At 75.9% G+C, this 15457-nt stretch carries 12 protein-coding genes; 7 read left to right on the top strand and 5 right to left on the bottom strand.

All coding sequences use genetic code 11. From position 1 onward, the window contains the following. Positions 1–22: 22 nt before the first annotated feature. The 4 genes from ACWGH1_RS30325 to ACWGH1_RS30310 all read right to left on the bottom strand — a co-directional run bounded on the left by ACWGH1_RS30325 (position 23) and on the right by ACWGH1_RS30310 (position 7579). A complete protein-coding gene (locus ACWGH1_RS30325; protein WP_453409187.1) occupies positions 23–1741 on the bottom strand; it encodes an AMP-binding protein in 1719 nt (572 codons plus the stop codon). Next, complete coding sequence (locus ACWGH1_RS30320) at positions 1738–3987, bottom strand: ATP-binding protein (RefSeq protein ID WP_453352054.1); 2250 nt, start codon at positions 3985–3987, stop codon at positions 1738–1740. The genes ACWGH1_RS30325 and ACWGH1_RS30320 overlap by 4 nt, the downstream gene beginning before the upstream one ends. Before the next feature lie 68 nt (positions 3988–4055). Next, on the bottom strand, positions 4056–6539 hold the full coding sequence (locus tag ACWGH1_RS30315; protein ID WP_453409186.1) for a BTAD domain-containing putative transcriptional regulator: 2484 nt from the start codon (positions 6537–6539) through the stop codon (positions 4056–4058). Positions 6540–6544: 5 nt separating this feature from the next. Next, a complete protein-coding gene (locus tag ACWGH1_RS30310; RefSeq protein ID WP_453355743.1) occupies positions 6545–7579 on the bottom strand; it encodes an AfsA-related hotdog domain-containing protein in 1035 nt (344 codons plus the stop codon). Positions 7580–7808: 229 nt separating this feature from the next. On the opposite strand from ACWGH1_RS30310, the gene ACWGH1_RS30305 reads away from it, so the two are divergent. From ACWGH1_RS30305 to ACWGH1_RS30295, 3 genes are all read left to right on the top strand, one after another. Next, positions 7809–9227, top strand: coding sequence for an MFS transporter (locus tag ACWGH1_RS30305; protein WP_453355744.1), 1419 nt, complete (start codon positions 7809–7811; stop codon positions 9225–9227). Between the two features lie 91 nt (positions 9228–9318). Next, the gene (locus ACWGH1_RS30300) at positions 9319–10278 is read left to right on the top strand and encodes an AIR synthase-related protein (RefSeq protein WP_453409185.1); all 960 of its coding nucleotides are present in this window, start codon (positions 9319–9321) and stop codon (positions 10276–10278) included. Between the two features lie 204 nt (positions 10279–10482). Beyond that, positions 10483–11526 carry an NAD(P)-dependent alcohol dehydrogenase gene (locus ACWGH1_RS30295; RefSeq protein WP_453355958.1) on the top strand — a complete coding sequence of 348 codons (1044 nt, stop codon included), beginning with the start codon at positions 10483–10485 and terminating at the stop codon, positions 11524–11526. A 33-nt stretch (positions 11527–11559) separates the two neighbouring features. On the opposite strand, the gene ACWGH1_RS30290 is transcribed toward ACWGH1_RS30295, so the two are convergent. Beyond that, complete coding sequence (locus ACWGH1_RS30290; RefSeq protein ID WP_453355957.1) at positions 11560–12207, bottom strand: TetR family transcriptional regulator; 648 nt, start codon at positions 12205–12207, stop codon at positions 11560–11562. A 96-nt stretch (positions 12208–12303) separates the two neighbouring features. Here ACWGH1_RS30290 and ACWGH1_RS30285 point away from each other — a divergent pair, with 96 nt between their 5' ends. From ACWGH1_RS30285 to glpK, 4 genes are all read left to right on the top strand, one after another. Next, positions 12304–12486 (top strand): hypothetical protein, encoded by a 183-nt coding sequence (locus tag ACWGH1_RS30285; RefSeq protein ID WP_453355956.1) that lies wholly within the window; start codon positions 12304–12306, stop codon positions 12484–12486. Then, entirely contained in the window at positions 12483–12839 is a 357-nt protein-coding gene (locus ACWGH1_RS30280; protein WP_453355955.1) for a DUF4190 domain-containing protein, read from the top strand. Before ACWGH1_RS30285 ends, ACWGH1_RS30280 begins: the two co-directional genes overlap by 4 nt. Positions 12840–13011: 172 nt before the next feature. Continuing rightward, positions 13012–13845, top strand: a complete 834-nt coding sequence (locus tag ACWGH1_RS30275) for an MIP/aquaporin family protein (protein ID WP_453355959.1) — start codon at positions 13012–13014, stop codon at positions 13843–13845. A gap of 54 nt (positions 13846–13899) precedes the next feature. Further along, positions 13900–15417, top strand: a complete 1518-nt coding sequence (gene glpK / locus ACWGH1_RS30270; RefSeq protein WP_453355954.1) for a glycerol kinase GlpK — start codon at positions 13900–13902, stop codon at positions 15415–15417. Positions 15418–15457: the final 40 nt, after the last annotated feature.

The raw sequence follows: 15457 nt of genomic DNA, 5'->3' as shown, positions 1-15457 counted from the left end.
GCCCGAGCGGCCCGGAGCTCCCTCAGTCCACCGCCGGGCGGGGGTCGCCGGGGCGCAGCCGGGCCAGCCAGGTGCGGAGGGCGTCGCGGCGGACCTGGCCGTGGTCGTCGCGGGGCAACGCTCCGACGATCTCCAGCCGGGTCGGGAGGAACGCCTCCGCGACGCCCTGCCCGGCGAGGTGCTCGCGCAGCTCCGCCGGCCCCGGCGGCCGGTCCTGCGCGGCCGGGACCACCACTGCGCAGGGCAGTTCCCCGTGCTCCGGATCGGTGTAGGCGACGACCGCGGCCTCCCGCACCCGGGGGTGCGTCAGCAGCCGCTCCTCCACCTCGGCGACGGGCACCATGAAGATCGCCCCCGTCCGTTCGCCGGCCCGGGCCACGACCTTGACCCCGCCGTGCCGCCCGGCCGTGGCCAGGTCCCCGGTGTCGAGCCGGCCGTCGTCGTGCTCCCACGTGGGCCGCGGGGCGGGCGTACCGTGCGGCCAGGTGGCCAGGCAGACGGAGGGCCCGCGCACCGTCAGCGTCCCCGTCCCCGGGTGGGCGGCCAACTCCAGGCCCGGCAGCGCGCTGACGCCGTCCCGCCCGTGTGCCACGTCCCCGGACAGGGTGCCCATGCCGAGCTCGGGCGCCCCCCACACGGACAGCACCGGTACGCCGAACACCTCCCGCAGCTCGTCGGCCAGCGGCTCCGGCGTACTGGTGCGCCCGCCGGACAGCACCAGCCGCAGCCGCGGCAGCTCCCGCGGCCGCCGGCGCTGCGCGGTGAGCAGCTCCGACAGGTAGGCGGGCTCCGCGTTGACCTGGTCGACCCCGGCCGCCGCCATCAGGTCCAGGCACCGCCCCGGATCCCACAGGTCCTGGTAGACGCCGGTACCGCCGACCGCCAGCGGCCAGCAGACGGTGTAGATCAGCGAGGCCAGCGAGGTGAGCGGCAGCGTACTGAGGAAGACCTCGCGGGGCCGGCGCCCCGGCCCCCGCGGCTCGTGCTGGGTGCTGATGTTGGCGTACAGGGTGTTGGGGGAGTGCACCACCGAGGTGTAGGCGTCCCGCAGTCCCATCACGCTGATCAGCAGCGCTGGCCGGTCGGCGCGGCCCGGGCGCGGCCGGTCGCGGCGGCCGGCCCCGGTGCGCTCGTGCGCGGTGCGCCGGAAGTACTCCTCGAAGCCGATCGCCCCGGTCGCCGCGGCGTCCCCGAGCACGACCCGGTGCCGCAGCCACGGCAGCCGCGGGGCGAGGTCCGCGAGCGCCTCGGCGTGCGGGAAGCCCTCCCAGACGTCGGGCACCACGCACACCCGGGCCCGGGTGCTGTCCAGGATCCGCCGCAGCCCGTGCGCCCGTACGGTCGGCAGCACCGGCACGGCGACCGCCCCGGCCCGCAGGCAGGCCAGGGTCAGCGCGGCCGTCTCCCACCAGTTGGGCAGCTGGTAGGCCACCGGATCGCCCGGCGCGATCCCGAGCGAGCGCAGCGCGGCGGCGAACCGGTCGACGTAGGCCGCGAGCCGCCCGTAGCCGATCGTGACCCGGCGCCGGCCGGCCGGCCGGTGGGCGCGCTCAGAGACGATCGCCGGCCGCTCCGGCGCGACGGCCGCCGTACGGTACAGGTCGTCCAGGAACGTCTCCGGCCGCCACCAGCCGGCCGCGCGGAACCGGGCGGCGACCTCGTCGGGCGCACTGATGTCCATGGGGCGGGCGGGGCTGGGGCCGAGGCGCTCCGCGGCACCGTACGCGGTGGAGTCGGTCATGCCCACCGGCCCACCGCCCCGGCGACCTGCACCCGCGAGGTGCAGCCGAGGCGGCGCATCACCTGGCGGACGTGGTTGACGACGGTCCACTCCGAGATGTCCAGCCGGGCCGCGATGTGCCGGTTCGTCAGGCCTTCCGCGACCAGCAGCGCCACCTGGACCTGGCGAGGCGTGAGCGACTGCGCCTCGGCGGCGGCCGAGACCACCGGGCGCCGCGAGGGGCCGGGCGCCGAAAGCGCCTCCGCCACGGCCGTCGGCGCGGCCATCCGCACCCCCTCCGCCCAGGCCACGGCGAAGTCGGTCCAGTCCAGCCGGGCACTGAGCTCCGTGCGCGCCCGCTCGGCCTCCGAACGCCACTCGTCGGGCACCCGCGCCCCCGTCCGGCCGCGCAGTGCGTCCGCCGCCGCGAGCAGCCGTACGCACCGGGGCCGCTGGGCCGGCGACGTGCGCAGCAGCAGGAGCGCGAACTCCTCCAGCATCCCGGGCAGCTCACTGCGCTCGCCGATCTCCCCGTACAGCCGCAGGCCCTCCCGCAGGGCCCGGTCGGCGCGCTCCGGCTCCTCGCCCTCCAGGGCCAGCGCCGCCGAGATCCGCAGGGCACCCGCCAGGCCCCGCCCGTCGCGGATCCGGCGGAACGCCTCCTCGGCCCGCTCCAGCAGCTCCAGCGCCTTGCGCCGGTCACCGTCGGCCCGCAGGACGGCGGCGAGGGAGGCGGCGGCCGCCGCCGCGCCCCGGGTGAGCCCCATCGATTCGAGCGCGCTCAGCGAGGTCACCAGGACCGCCCGGGCGCCGGGAGAGTCACCCGCCGCCAGCAGGGCCGCTCCCAGGTGGGCGGAGGCGAGCGCGTTCTGCCGCCGGTCGCCCACGCCCTTGCCCACCGCGAGCGCGCGCCGGTGACGGCGCACCGCCTCCTGGGGATCGCCCAGGGCCAGCGCGAAGACCCCGGACATGTCGGCCAGCCGGGCCCGCAGGGCGTCCGCGGGCACCGGCCCGGCCGGTTCGGCGGCCAGGTCACACCAGTCCAGCCCCTCGCGCAGCCGCCCCTGCGCCAGCCAGGGCAGCCGGCAGCCCAGCACCATCGCCGCCACGGCCTCGCCGTCGCCCCGCTCCCGCAGCCGCCGCAGCGCGGCCGACACGTTGTCCCCCTCCGCCGCCAACTCGCCCAGCCGAGCCGCCTGTTCCGTCCCGGCCAGGGCGGCCTGCGCGGAGCTCACCAGCAGCCGGTACCGCTCCGCGTGCGCGTCCAGGGCGGCGGCCTCGCCGCCCGTCTCCACCAGCCCGGCCCTGCAGTACGAACGCACCGGCTCCGGCACCGCGAGGCGCAGCTCCCCCCGCTCCTCGCCCACCACCGTCAGCACGCCCCGGTCCAGCAGCACCTCGACGGCCGCCTCGGCCGCCACCCCGGCCGCCGGCAGACCGAACCCCGGCTCGCAGACGCTCAGTTGCCGCAGCACGCCGAAGGCCTGCGGATCCAGCCCGCGGCAGCTCCACTCGGCGAGGGCGGCCAGCGAACGGTGCCGCTCGGGCGCCTGCGCCGGCCCGCCGGACAGCGCCGTGGTCCGCCCGCGCAGCCGGGACAGCAGCAGATGGGGCGGGAACAGCCGCAGCCGGCGCGCCGCGAGCTCCACCGCGAGCGGCAGACCGCCCAGCAGCGTGCACAGCTCGGCGACGGCCCCGGCGTTCTCCAAGGTGAGCGCGAACGACGGATCCGCGTCCCGGGCGCGCCGCACGAAGAGGGCGACGGACGCCACCCCGGCCAGCTCCTCGGGGTCGGCCGCGCCCCCCGGTCCGGGCGCGGGAACGGACAGCGGAGCCAGCGGCAGCAGCTGCTCCCCGTACACGCCGAGCGGCTCCAGCGCGGTGGCCAGCACCACCACCCGGGGGTCGGCCGCGAGCCCGACGGCGGCCGCCGCCGCAGCGGGGCGCACCGCGTGGTCGCAGCCGTCCAGTACGACCAGCACCCGCCCGGGGCCGTCCGGCAGCGGCCCGGCGAGCAGGGAATCCGGCAGCGCGCCCGCGCCGTCCGAGACCGCGTCCGCCGCGTCCGCCGCGTCCACCACGGCCACCCCGGCGAACTCCGCGCCGGTCTCCCGCACGGCCCGGGCGGCCAGCACGCTCTTGCCCACACCGGCCCGCCCGGTCAGCGTCACCAGCCTGACCCCGGGATCCCGCAACCGCTCGCGCAGCGCGGCGCCTTCGAGCTCCCGGCCGACGAGTTCCGTGACCGGACCCAGCGCTACCGACATGGTTCTCCGAACGTCAGGGGCGGGCGCCCCGGCTGGGCGCGGGCCCGGTGGATGGGCGGGGCGGCCGGTCACGTACGGACCGGGGGCGGGTGCAGGCGCCACAGGCCCGGCCGGATCTCCACGGCGCCCCGGGCGCCCGCCCCGGCGCCCCGCAGCGCCCGCAGCGAACGCCGCGCGTACACCTCCAGCCGGTGGTCCCGCAGGACGCCCGCCAGCTCCAGGCACTCCCCGAACCAGGCCCGGGCGGTCTCCGGGTCCTCCTGCGCCAGCGCCAGCAGCGCCCGCGCCCGGCTCGCCTCGTACCGGCCCCGGGCCCGGCCGGGTCCCGACAGGGCGGCCAGCGCCGGCTCCAGCAGAGCGGCGGCGTCACCCGCCGCCCCGGCGTCCAGCCACAGCTCCGCCAAGCCCACCAGGGCGCGCCCGGCCTCCTCCTCGGCGCCGGCCTCCCGGGCCAGCTCCAGGGACCGGTCGTACAGTTCACGGGCCCGCTCCAGGCGCCGGTGCTGCCAGGCGAGGTCCCCGAGCGAACGCAGCATCCGGGCCTGCGCCGCCCGGTCCGCGCACCGCACCGCGGCGTCCAGCGCCAGGCCGTAGCCGGCCTCCAGGTCCTCCCGAACCCAGCCGCCCAGGGCGTCCGTCAGCCGTACGGTCAGCTCCCACAGCCCCGCCGCGTACGCGGCGCGCGCCAGGTGTACGAGCCCGCCCGCCGCGGCGTCCGGCACCCGGCCCGGCTCGGCCGCGGCGTCCGCGTACGCCCGGCCCACGCGCTCCACCGCCGCCCGGACCGCCTCCGGCGGCTCCTCCCCGGCCAGCAGCTCCGCCGCCAGCAGCCGCAGCAGTTCCGGCAGCCGGCAGCCGTCCCGCTCCGGCGCGACCAGCCGCCCGTCGGCCAGGGCCTCCAGCACCGCGGCGGCCTCCCGCTCGCCCACGCCCAGCGCGGCCGCGGCCTCCCGGCTGCCGAACCGGCCGGGCGGCAGCGCCCCCAGCAGCCGGAACGCCCGCCGCTCCGGTTCGGGGCAGGCCGCGTACGCCGCGTACAGGCGGCCCCGTACGTCGACATCGCCGGTCCGCAGCGCGTCGAGGCGCCCGCGCTCCTCCCGCAGCCGGCCCGCGAGGACGGCCGCCGTCCAGTGCGGGCGGGCCGCCAGCTGCGCGGCCGCCGCCCGCACGGCCAGCGGCAGCCGCCCGCACAGCTCGGCCGTCTCCGCGACGGCGTCCGGGTCCGCGACGGCCGCCCCACCGGCCCCGGCCCGGTCCGCGAACAGCCCCGCCAGCCGCGGGAGCTGCTCGGGGCCCCACGGACCGAGGACCACGCAGCGCAGGCCCGGCAGCCCCGCGGGCACCCGCCAGGCGGTGAGCAGCACCACGGCGCCCGGCGCGGCGGCCAGCAGCGGCCGCACCTGCGCCTCCGACGCGACGTGGTCCAGCACCAGCAGCACCCGCCGCGGCCGGCCGTCCGCCGCCCCCGGCAGCCGGTCCACCGGCCGCGGCGGCTGCCCGTCGGCGCCGGGGCGCAGGTCCAGGAAGAGCCGGCCGTCGGGGAAGGCGTCCGCCACGCGGTGCGCCGCCTCGACCGCCAGGGCCGACGTGCCCGTGCCCGGCGGGCCCGTCACGGCGACGCAGCCGCCCTCCGGTGCGCTGCGCAGCAGCCGTTCCAGCTCGGCCAGTTCGTCCGCCCGGCCGGTGAAGTACGGATCGGTCGCGGGCAGCGCGGCGTCCGCGGCCGTGGGCCATGCGGCCGGGCCGGCCCCGGTGGCCGCGGCCGTCTCCGGCGCTCGCGGCCGGGACAGCCCGGGATCGCCCTCCAGGATGCGCCGCTGGAGCTCGCGCGAGGCCGGACCCGGCTCGATGCCCAGTTCCTCCACCAGGGTCTGCCGCAGCAGCGCGAACACCCGCAACGCCTCGGCCTGCCGCCCGCACCGGTACAGCGCCACCATCAGGTGGGCGTGGAACTCCTCGTGCATCCGGTGCTCCGCCACCAACTCCTGCAACTCCGCGAGGACTTCCCGGTGACGGCCCAGCTGCAGCTCGGCCCGGATCCGCTCGTCCAGCGCCGTGACGCGGGCCTCGCCCAGCCGGACGGCGGCGCCGTCGAGCACCGGCCCGTGCGGGGTGTCCGACAGCACGGGCCCCCGCCACAGCGCGAGCGCCTGCCGCTGCAACTCCGCGGCGGCCGCGAAGTCGCGGGCGAGCAAAGCCTCGTGGCCGCGCCGGGTCAGCTCCTCGAAGGCCACGGCGTCGAGCGCCCGTGCCCCCACCCGCAACAGGTAGCCGGGGCGACGGGTGACCAGCGCCGCCGCGCCGTGCTCCGGGTCGGCGCCGCGCAGCACCTTGCGCAGGTGGGACACGTACACCTGGAGGGTCGTCGTCGCGGTGCGCGGGGGCGCGTCCGGCCAGAGCTCGTCGATGAGGGTGCCGACCGACACCACCTCGCCGGCACGCACCAGCAGGGTCCCGAGCACGACCCGCAACTTGGCGGCCTGCGGGGCGTGCGCGGTCCCGGGCCCGGTCCCGGCGCAGACCTCCAGCGGTCCCAGAATCCGAAAACGCATGCCGCTCAGTAGTCCTGCACCACAGAGGTGCGCGCCTCGGCCACCGCGCGGCGCCGCTGGGTCAGGGTCAGCGTGACGGGCACGGCCGGCCGGCCGTCGCCGTCACGCCCCAGGGGACCGGCCACCGCCACGCAGCGCAGCGGCAGCTCGCGCTCCGCCTGCCCGCGGAAGTGCACTTGGAGCGCGCCGAGCGTGCTCCGGCGCGCGGCCAGCCCGTGCGCCCGGCCCGCGGCCAGCAGCGACGCCTGGCGCAGCGCCTCCAGTACGTGCAGACCGGAGAGCCGGCCGTCCTCACCGGCGAAGACGGGGCTCACCCCGGTGGCGAGCAGCCAGGTGCTGATCCGGCCGCGCGAGGCGTCGGCCGGCTCGCTGACGACGACGTTCTCGGCGGCATAGCGGCCCACCTCGCGGGCGCCGGCCGGCCGCAGCGGCCCGTCGGGGGCGTCGTCGAGTTCGGGCGCGGCCCGCAGGGCCTGCCGGGAGTGCTCGACGTGCCGCCGGTAGAGCCGCGGCATGAGGAAGACCAGGCCGGCCGCCCCGGTGGCGCAGGGCCGGTCGCCGAGGGAGACCTCGATGTGGAAGTCGAGCCCGCGCGGCACTTCGGCGACGACGTTCGCGGGCCTCGCCCTGATCCGCGTCGCCATCGGCAGCGGGCCCGCGCCCGGGCCGTCGGAGCGCCAGGCCGCGAGGTCCGTGAGGTTGAGGGCGAACCGGTAGAAGAGCCCCGGCCGGTCCTCGGGCACACCGTAGTAGCGCTGCCCGACGAACGCGCCGATCTCGCCCATCGTCTCCGTCGCGATCTGCAGGTCGTGGAAGTGGGCCGGACCGTCGTTGAAGAGCGGATGGGCCACGGGGGCCGCGCCCACCAGGGTGAAGTTCTCCTCGCCCAGGCTGGGGACGTCCAGGGCGTAGTGGGCCCGCGAGGGCGGACGGTGGATCAGGTGACGGGTGCCCGCGAGCGTCCGCCCGTCGCCGGCGGGGCCGTCGACGGCGCGGGCATCGAGGGTGCGGGGCGAGGCCGTGCCGTTGTCGACTGTCATGTCCCTCTCCTTCTCTGGAGCCATGCTGGAGCGCCGGTCGAAGGGGCGGCCAGGCGGTCACGGTGGCAGCAAGGTGCATGGCAGGAACTCGTGCCCTCCGCCCGGGCCGTCCCGGCTTTAGCGGGGCCCATGACGGGAAACGCACTCTGATCGCAGCCCCGCCCCCAGGAACCCCCCAGCCCCGGGGCGGGGCCGTTCCCCCGCTCCACCGCGTCGGAAGGAAATCCCGATGGCCACCACAGGACCCGAGCGAACCCGGGTCGTCCCGCCGCCCGCACCGCCGCGCACGCCGGCGGGGCCGCAGGCCGCAGCCGCCGGGGGACTGTCCGCGCGGCTCCGGCTGGGGTACGCGTCGGGATCGCTGGTCACCGGGACGTTCACCACCCTGCCCGGGCTGCTGCTGCTCCCGTACCTCACGGACACGCTCGGCGTCGGCGCCGCGCTGGCCGGCGCGGTGGTCTTCGCGCCCAAGGCCTGGGACGCCTTCCTCAACCCGCTCGTCGGCCGGGCCAGCGACCGCACCCGTACCCGCTGGGGCGCCCGCCGCCCCTACGTACTCGCCGGCGGCATGGTGATGGCCCTGGCCTTCGCGCTCACCTTCGCGGGCCCGCTCGGAGGCACCGCCGGCGCGTGGTTCACCGCGGCGGGCTACTTGCTCACCGCCACCGCCTTCGCCTTCTTCCTGGTCCCGTACGTCGCCATGCCCGCCGATCTCACCGACGTGCCCCGCGACCGCATGCGGCTGGCCGGCGGCCGGGTCGCCGTGATCGGGGTGGCCGCGCTGGTCACCGGAGCGGCCGGCCCCGCCCTCATCCAGGCCGGCGGCGGGGGCCTCGCGGGCCACCGCTGGGTCGGGGTGTTCGGCGGCGCGGTCATCGCGCTCGGCACCCTCTGCGTCTTCGTCGGCACGTCCGGCGGCCGCGGCGCGAACGCGGGCGGCGGCCCGGGCGGCAGCGGTCCGGTGGCCCGGCCGGACGAGCCCGGCCTGCGCCGCCGGTTCGCCGCGGCGCGCGGCAAGCCGGCGTTCGCCGCGCTGCTGCGGTGCGTGGTCGTCCAGTCCGTCGCCACCGGTGTCCTGCTCGCGGGCGCCCCCTACTTCGCCGGGCACGTCCTGCACGACTCGACCGGCGTCGGCGCCCTGGTCGCGGCGTTCGTCGCGCCCAACCTGCTGACCGTGCCGCTGTGGTCGCGGCTGCGCGGCCGCCGCGGACACGCGATCGCCTCCGCGCTCTTCGCCACCGGGTGCCTGCTCTTCCTCGCGGCCCCCGCCCTGCCCGAAGGGGCGGTGCTCCTCAGCATGGCCCTGGCCGGCACCGGCCACGCGGGCCAGCTCCTCTTCCTCTACGCCATGCTGCCCGACTGCGTGGGCCCGGAGCCGGATGACCCCACACCCCGTCAAGCGGGCATGCTGTCCGGCCTGTTCAGCACCGGCGAAGGCCTGGGCGTCGCCGTCGGCCCCCTCCTCTACGGGCTGGTCCTCCAGCTCTCCGGCTACGCCTCCTCCGGCACCGGCCACGCGGCCCCGCAGACCGCCACCGCCGGACTCGGCATGCTCGCCGGCTTCGCCGTCCTCCCGGCCGCGGCCACGGCGCTGGCCGTCCTCCTGCTCCGCGGCTACGACCGCCGGGGCCCGCGCCGCCCCTACTGACCCCTCATCAGCGCCGCCGCCCGGTACACGGGTATGCCCCGCCCCTCCGTCGCCGGATGATGGGCAGGTCAGGGCTCGTGGGCATCGGGGGATGGCTTTCGTGACGTACACACACGACTGGGACACGGCCCAGGTCGGGTTCGGCCCGCACGCGCGGACCCTGGTCGAGGAGGCCCTCGCGCCGAGCGCCGCGCCCGCCCTGCGGACCGTGACCAAGACGTACGTGGTCGATCCGCCGTTCTTCGGCAACGGCGACATCGGCCGCGTCGCGGTGTGCGGAGCCGTCAACGAACTGGCCGCCACCGGAGCCGAACCCCGGCACATCGCCCTCGCCCTCGTGCTGGAGGCCGGCCTGCCGATGGACCTAGTCCGCCGCCTGACCGCCTCCGTACGCGCCGCCGCCGCCGAGGCCGGGGTCACCATCACCGCCGTCGACACCCAGGTGGTCCGCGCGGGCGAAGCCGACCGGGTCTTCGTCACCGCCACCGCCTTCGGCGTCCCCGCCGGGCCGCCCCTGGGCATCGGCCTGATCCGGCCCGGCGACCGCATCCTGGTGACCGGACCGCTGGGCAGCCACGCGGCGCACCTCGTCTCGCTGCGCGACGGCCTCGGGTACGAACACCACGTGCCGAGCGACTGCGCGCCCCTGGCCGGCCTGCTGCGGGCGGCGCAGCCGGGGATCCGGCACGCCCGGACCGTGACCACGGGCGGGCTGGCGGAGGTGCTGCGCCGGACCGCCGCCGGGCGCGGGCTGACCCTGCGGGTGGAAGAGGCCGCCCTGCCCGTCCGGTACGAGGCGCGCGTCGCCCTCGCCGCCCGGGGGCTGGCCCCGCTGGACGCCGCCTGCGCCGGCTGCCTGTGCCTGTTCGTCCCGCCCGGGCGCACCGGACCGGTCCTGGCGGCCCTGCGCGCCCTCCCGTACGGCAGGCAGGCCGCGGTGGTCGGCGAGGTCACCGCCGACCCGATGGGGGAGGTCGAGTACCTCACCCCGGAGGGCGCCGTGCGCCCCCACGCGGTCGTGCCCGGCTCCCTCCCGGAACGGCTCCTCTGAGGCCCGGACGGCCGGGCCGGGCCGGTGACCTGCGGCGCCTGCCGCCGGGCCAGCGTGGGCGGCGGCACGGACGTACGGTGAAAACCGGGCCCCTGCCCCGACGGACCCCCGGTGGCGGGCCGGCCCGCCACCGCTCGTCGCGCTCCCGCGGCCCCGCTCCTCAGCCGTATCCGGCCGCCCCATTCCCTTCCATGGAGGCACGACATGAGCACCGCCAAGGCGTACGCCGCCACCTCCGCCACCGCGCCGCTCGCCCCGGCCACCGTCGAACGGCGCGCGGTCGGGCCGCACGACGTCCTGATCGACATCAAGTACTGCGGCATCTGCCACTCCGACATCCACCACGTGCGCGGCGAGTGGGGCCCCGTGACCTATCCCGTGGCCCCCGGACACGAGATCGCCGGGGTGGTGGCCGAGGCCGGCCCGGAGGTCACCAGGCACGCCGTCGGTGACCGGGTCGGCGTCGGCTGCATGGTCAACTCCTGCCGCGAGTGCCCCCCGTGCCGCTCGGGGGAGGAGCAGTACTGCCTGAACGGCACCGTCTTCACCTACGGCTCCGTCGACCGGGACGGCACCAACACCAACGGCGGCTACACCACCCACATCGTCGTCAACGAGGACTTCGTCCTCGCCATCCCCGAGGGACTGGCGCTCGACGAGGCCGCCCCCCTGATGTGCGCCGGCATCACGACCTACTCGCCGCTCAAGCGCTGGGGCGCCGGCCACGGCAAGAAGGTGGCCGTCGTCGGCCTCGGCGGGCTCGGACACATGGGCGTCAAGCTGGCCCACGCCATGGGCGCCGAGGTCACCGTCCTGTCCCAGTCCCTCAAGAAGCAGGCCGACGGTCTGCGCCTGGGCGCCGACGACTACTACGCCACCAGCGACCCGGGCACGTTCGAGCACCTCGCGGGCGCCTTCGACGTCATCCTGAACACGGTGAGCGCCCGGCTCGACCTGGACGCCTACCTCTCGCTGCTCGCCCTCGACGGCGCCATGGTCAACGTCGGGGCCCCGCCGGAGCCGCTGGCCGTCAACGCCTTCTCCGTGATGTCGCGGCGCCGGTCCTTCGCCGGCTCGATGATCGGCGGCATCCCCGAGACCCAGGAGATGCTGAACTTCTGCGCCGGGCACGGGGTCGGCGCGGAGATCGAACCGATCCCGGCGGAGAAGATCAACGAGGCGTACGAACGCGTCCTCGGCTCCGACGTCCGCTACCGCTTCGTGATCGACATCGCGACACTGGGCTGAACCTGCCGGGTCGGCGTTCGGGGCGGGGCCCGGTCAGCCGGCCGGGGCCGCGTCCCCCGCGGGAGCCCAGTGCACCCGCCCCGCGTGGATGAGCCGCAGCTGGCGCAGGGCGGTGCGGGTGACGGCGTCCCGTTCGCCGTCATCCATGGCCGCCGCCAGGAACGCGGAGGCCGTCATCACCATGTGGTCGACGTACAGCCGGGCCAGCATCAGCAGGTCGTCGCGGCTCCAGCCGGCGCCGAGCGGGTCGGACCCGAGACTTTCGGCCACTTCGCCCGCGAACGCGTCGAGCTGGTCCGTCACCGCCTCCCGGACCCGGCGCACACCCCCGTGCCGCTCCCGGACGATGAAGCGGATGTGCGCGGGGTAGGCGCGCACCAGGGCGGCCATCAACTCCACGGCGGTGGCGATGCGTTGTTCGGGATCGCCCGAGGCGGCGAGCGTGGAGCGGACCGTGGCGTGCAGGTTCTCCAGCGCCTCGTCCACCAGCGCGATGCCGAGCTCCTCGATGTCGCGGAAGTGCCGGTAGAAGGCGGTCGGTGCCACGCCCGCCGCGCGGGCCACCTCGCGCAGGCCGAGGCTGCCCAGGCTCTGCTCCTCAAGGAGGGCCAGAGCGGCGTCCAGCAGGGCACGGCGGGTCTTGAGGCGTTGGAGCCGGCGGGCTCCGGTGGTCTCACTCATGACGGAAAGTTAACCCCCGCGCCACACAGGACCGCATGAGCACTATTAGACTGGGTAGTCAGTGAACAACTGTCACCTATTTACGGAGGGAGCACGATGCTCTTCCTCGTAGCGGCCCTGATGCTGATGGGGGTCCTCCTGGGGACCGTGGCCCACGTACCGGCCCCCGTCTCCCTCGCCGCGACGGCCGCGATCGCCTGCTGGCTGCTGGTCTTCGCGATCCGCGAACGCTCCGGCCGCCACCACCGCCGGTCCCACCGACAGGAAGGTTCGTCATGAGCACCCGAAGTGCCGTCGACCACGTCCTCGGCCCCGACCGCACGCTGAACGCCGACCGTGCGGGCCTCGCCGAGCGCACCGAGCGGCCCACCCCTGCCTCCGCCCGCAGCCGCAGCCGCACCCGAGAGGCCGACGGCATGGCCGTCGCCTCCTTCCTCCTCGGCCTGGTCGGCCTGCTCGCGATGAACCTCCTCCTCGGCCCGGCCTCGATGGTCCTCGCCGCACTCGCCCTGCGCCGCGGCACGAGCCGCCCCGCCCGCGCCCGCCTCGGGTTCGCGCTCGGAGTCGCCGACCTCGTCGTCCTCGCCTGCCTGGTCGGCGCCGATCACACCTGGTCGTGGAGCGTCGGCTGACCACCGTGCGGTCAGCCGGACCCGGCCGGCCACCGTGCTCCGCCCGCCCGCGCCAGAACCGTCGTGCGGTTCGCCGGTGATCGTCCTATGGTGAGAAGCGGGGAGGACCCGGGCAGTCCACGGCCGGCCCTGGGCCGGCGGGAAGCGGGCTTCGATGGTCAAGCGGATGAAAATGCCACCTTTGGTCGCTGAGCTGTCGGCCGAATTCGCGGGCACCATGATCCTCATCCTCTTCGGGTGCGGCGTGGTGGCCCAGGTGGTGGCCGGCGGAGGTCTCACGGATCCCCCCGGCGGCCTCGGCAACCACGACAGCATCGCCTGGGCCTGGGGCCTGGGCGTCACCCTCGGTGTCTACGTCGCGGCACGGCTCAGCGGCGCGCACCTCAACCCCGCCGTGACCGTGGCGCTCGCCGCGTTCAAGGGGTTCCCCTGGAGCAGGGTCGCGCCGTACGCGCTCGCGCAGACGGCGGGCGCCTTCGTGGCAGCCCTGCTGGTGCGCTGGAACTACAGTGAGGCGCTGTCGACGATCGACCCCACGCACACGAAGACGCAGGGCGTCTTCTCCACTCTCCCCGCCAACGGCAATCCCAACCTGCCGGTGACCGAATGGGGGGCCTTCCGTGACCAGATCATCGGCACGGCGATCCTGCTGTTCCTGATCCTGGCCATCACGGACCTGCTGGGCACGCCTCCCGGCGCCAACCTGGCCCCGTTCATCATCGGCCTGGTCGTCGTGGCGATCGGCATGGCCTGGGGCACCGACGCGGGTTACGCGATCAACCCGGCCCGCGACTTCGGTCCCCGTCTGGCCAGCTTCATCACGGGCTACGGGAACGCGTGGCGAGATCAGTACGGCAACTTCTACTTCTGGGTCCCGATCATCGGTCCGCTCATCGGCGGCCTGGTCGGAGCGGCGCTGTACAAGTTCTTCGTCGGCAGGTTCCTGCCGACCGCCGAGCCGGAGCCTCCCGGACGCGTGCCGGCCCCCGAGGGACCGGAGGCGTGACCACGGCTGCCCGAGGCAGCGAGCAGGCCATCCCACAGGAGAGGCGGCACCCCCATGGCGGACTTCGTCGGCGCGGTGGACCAGGGAACCACCAGCACCCGTTTCATGATCTTCGACCACGCCGGTAACGAAGTGGCGAAGCACCAGCTGGAACACGCCCAGATCCTCCCGCGTTCGGGATGGGTCGAACACGACCCCGTGGAGATCTGGGAACGCACCAACTCGGTGATCCAGAACGCCCTGCGGCACGGGAACCTGTCCCCGGCCGACCTCGCGGCGATTGGCATCACCAACCAGCGCGAGACCACCGTGGTCTGGGACCCCCGCAACGGCCGTCCCTACTACAACGCCATCGTCTGGCAGGACACCCGTACCGACTCCATCGCCGCGGCCCTCGACCGCTCCGGTCAGGGCGACACCATCCGCCGCAAGGCGGGGCTGCCGCCGGCCACGTACTTCTCCGGCGGCAAGATCCAGTGGATCCTGGAGAACGTCGACGGCGTGCGCGAGGCGGCCGAGGCGGGCAACGCCCTCTTCGGCAACACGGACTGCTGGGTCCTGTGGAACCTCACCGGAGGCCCGGACGGCGGAATCCACGCGACCGACGTCACCAACGCCAGCCGCACGATGCTGATGAACCTCGAAACCCTGGACTGGGACGAGGAACTGCTCGGCTTCTTCGGCGTCCCCCGGGCCATGCTGCCCAAGATCAACCCGTCGTCCCACCGGGACGCCTACGGGGAGACCCGTACCTCTCGCCCGCTGCGCGCCGCTATCCCCATCACCGGGGTCCTCGGCGACCAGCAGGCGGCGACCGTCGGGCAGGTCTGCTACGCGCCCGGCGAGGCCAAGAACACCTACGGCACCGGCAACTTCCTGGTGCTCAACACCGGTACCGAGCTGGTCCGATCCCAGCACGGCCTGCTGACCACGGTGGCCTACCAGTTCGGCGACAGCCCCGCGATCTACGCCCTGGAGGGCTCGATCGCGGTCACCGGCTCCGCCGTGCAGTGGCTGCGCGACCAGATGAAGATCATCAAGGACGCGGCCGAGAGCGAACGGCTGGCCCGGACCGTCGAGGACAACGGCGGCATGTACTTCGTACCTGCCTTCTCGGGCCTGTTCGCCCCGTACTGGCGCTCCGACGCCCGCGGCGCGATCGTCGGCCTGGCCCGGTACAACGACAGCGGCCACCTGGCCCGGGCGACCCTCGAAGCCATCTGCTACCAGAGCCGCGACGTGGTCGAGGCCATGGAGCAGGACTCCGGGGTCCACCTCGACGTGCTCAAGGTCGACGGCGGCGTCACCGCCAACGACCTGTGCATGCAGATCCAGGCCGACGTGCTCGGCGTCCCCGTCAGCCGCCCGGTCGTCGCCGAGACGACCGCCCTCGGCGCCGCCTACGCGGCCGGGCTGGCCACCGGCTTCTGGGGCGACACCGACGAGCTGCGCACCCACTGGCAGGAGTCCAAGCGCTGGGAGCCCCAGTGGTCCGAGGACCGGCGCCAGGAAGGGTACGCCGGCTGGAAGAAGGCGGTGGAACGCACCCTCGACTGGACGACGGTCGAGTGACCCGACCGCCGAGACGGCGCCGCGCCCGGCTCCCGGAGCC

This window comes from Streptomyces sp. NPDC054883, from assembly GCF_053610645.1.
The sequence above is the reverse complement of the archived record's forward strand: the minus strand, read 5'-3'. Positions and strand labels throughout refer to the sequence as shown.

What these genes read in the sequence shown, in the direction of transcription:
- ACWGH1_RS30295 (WP_453355958.1), top strand. Translation starts at nt 10,483, where the DNA reads ATGAGCACCGCCAAGGCGTACGCCGCCACCTCCGCCACCGCGCCGCTC.
- glpK (WP_453355954.1), top strand. Translation starts at nt 13,900, where the DNA reads ATGGCGGACTTCGTCGGCGCGGTGGACCAGGGAACCACCAGCACCCGT.
- ACWGH1_RS30300 (WP_453409185.1), top strand. Translation starts at nt 9,319, where the DNA reads ATGGCTTTCGTGACGTACACACACGACTGGGACACGGCCCAGGTCGGG.
- ACWGH1_RS30320 (WP_453352054.1), bottom strand. Translation starts at nt 3,987, where the DNA reads ATGTCGGTAGCGCTGGGTCCGGTCACGGAACTCGTCGGCCGGGAGCTC.
- ACWGH1_RS30315 (WP_453409186.1), bottom strand. Translation starts at nt 6,539, where the DNA reads ATGCGTTTTCGGATTCTGGGACCGCTGGAGGTCTGCGCCGGGACCGGG.
- ACWGH1_RS30280 (WP_453355955.1), top strand. Translation starts at nt 12,483, where the DNA reads ATGAGCACCCGAAGTGCCGTCGACCACGTCCTCGGCCCCGACCGCACG.
- ACWGH1_RS30310 (WP_453355743.1), bottom strand. Translation starts at nt 7,579, where the DNA reads ATGACAGTCGACAACGGCACGGCCTCGCCCCGCACCCTCGATGCCCGC.
- ACWGH1_RS30285 (WP_453355956.1), top strand. Translation starts at nt 12,304, where the DNA reads ATGCTCTTCCTCGTAGCGGCCCTGATGCTGATGGGGGTCCTCCTGGGG.
- ACWGH1_RS30290 (WP_453355957.1), bottom strand. Translation starts at nt 12,207, where the DNA reads ATGAGTGAGACCACCGGAGCCCGCCGGCTCCAACGCCTCAAGACCCGC.
- ACWGH1_RS30305 (WP_453355744.1), top strand. Translation starts at nt 7,809, where the DNA reads ATGGCCACCACAGGACCCGAGCGAACCCGGGTCGTCCCGCCGCCCGCA.
- ACWGH1_RS30275 (WP_453355959.1), top strand. Translation starts at nt 13,012, where the DNA reads ATGCCACCTTTGGTCGCTGAGCTGTCGGCCGAATTCGCGGGCACCATG.
- ACWGH1_RS30325 (WP_453409187.1), bottom strand. Translation starts at nt 1,741, where the DNA reads ATGACCGACTCCACCGCGTACGGTGCCGCGGAGCGCCTCGGCCCCAGC.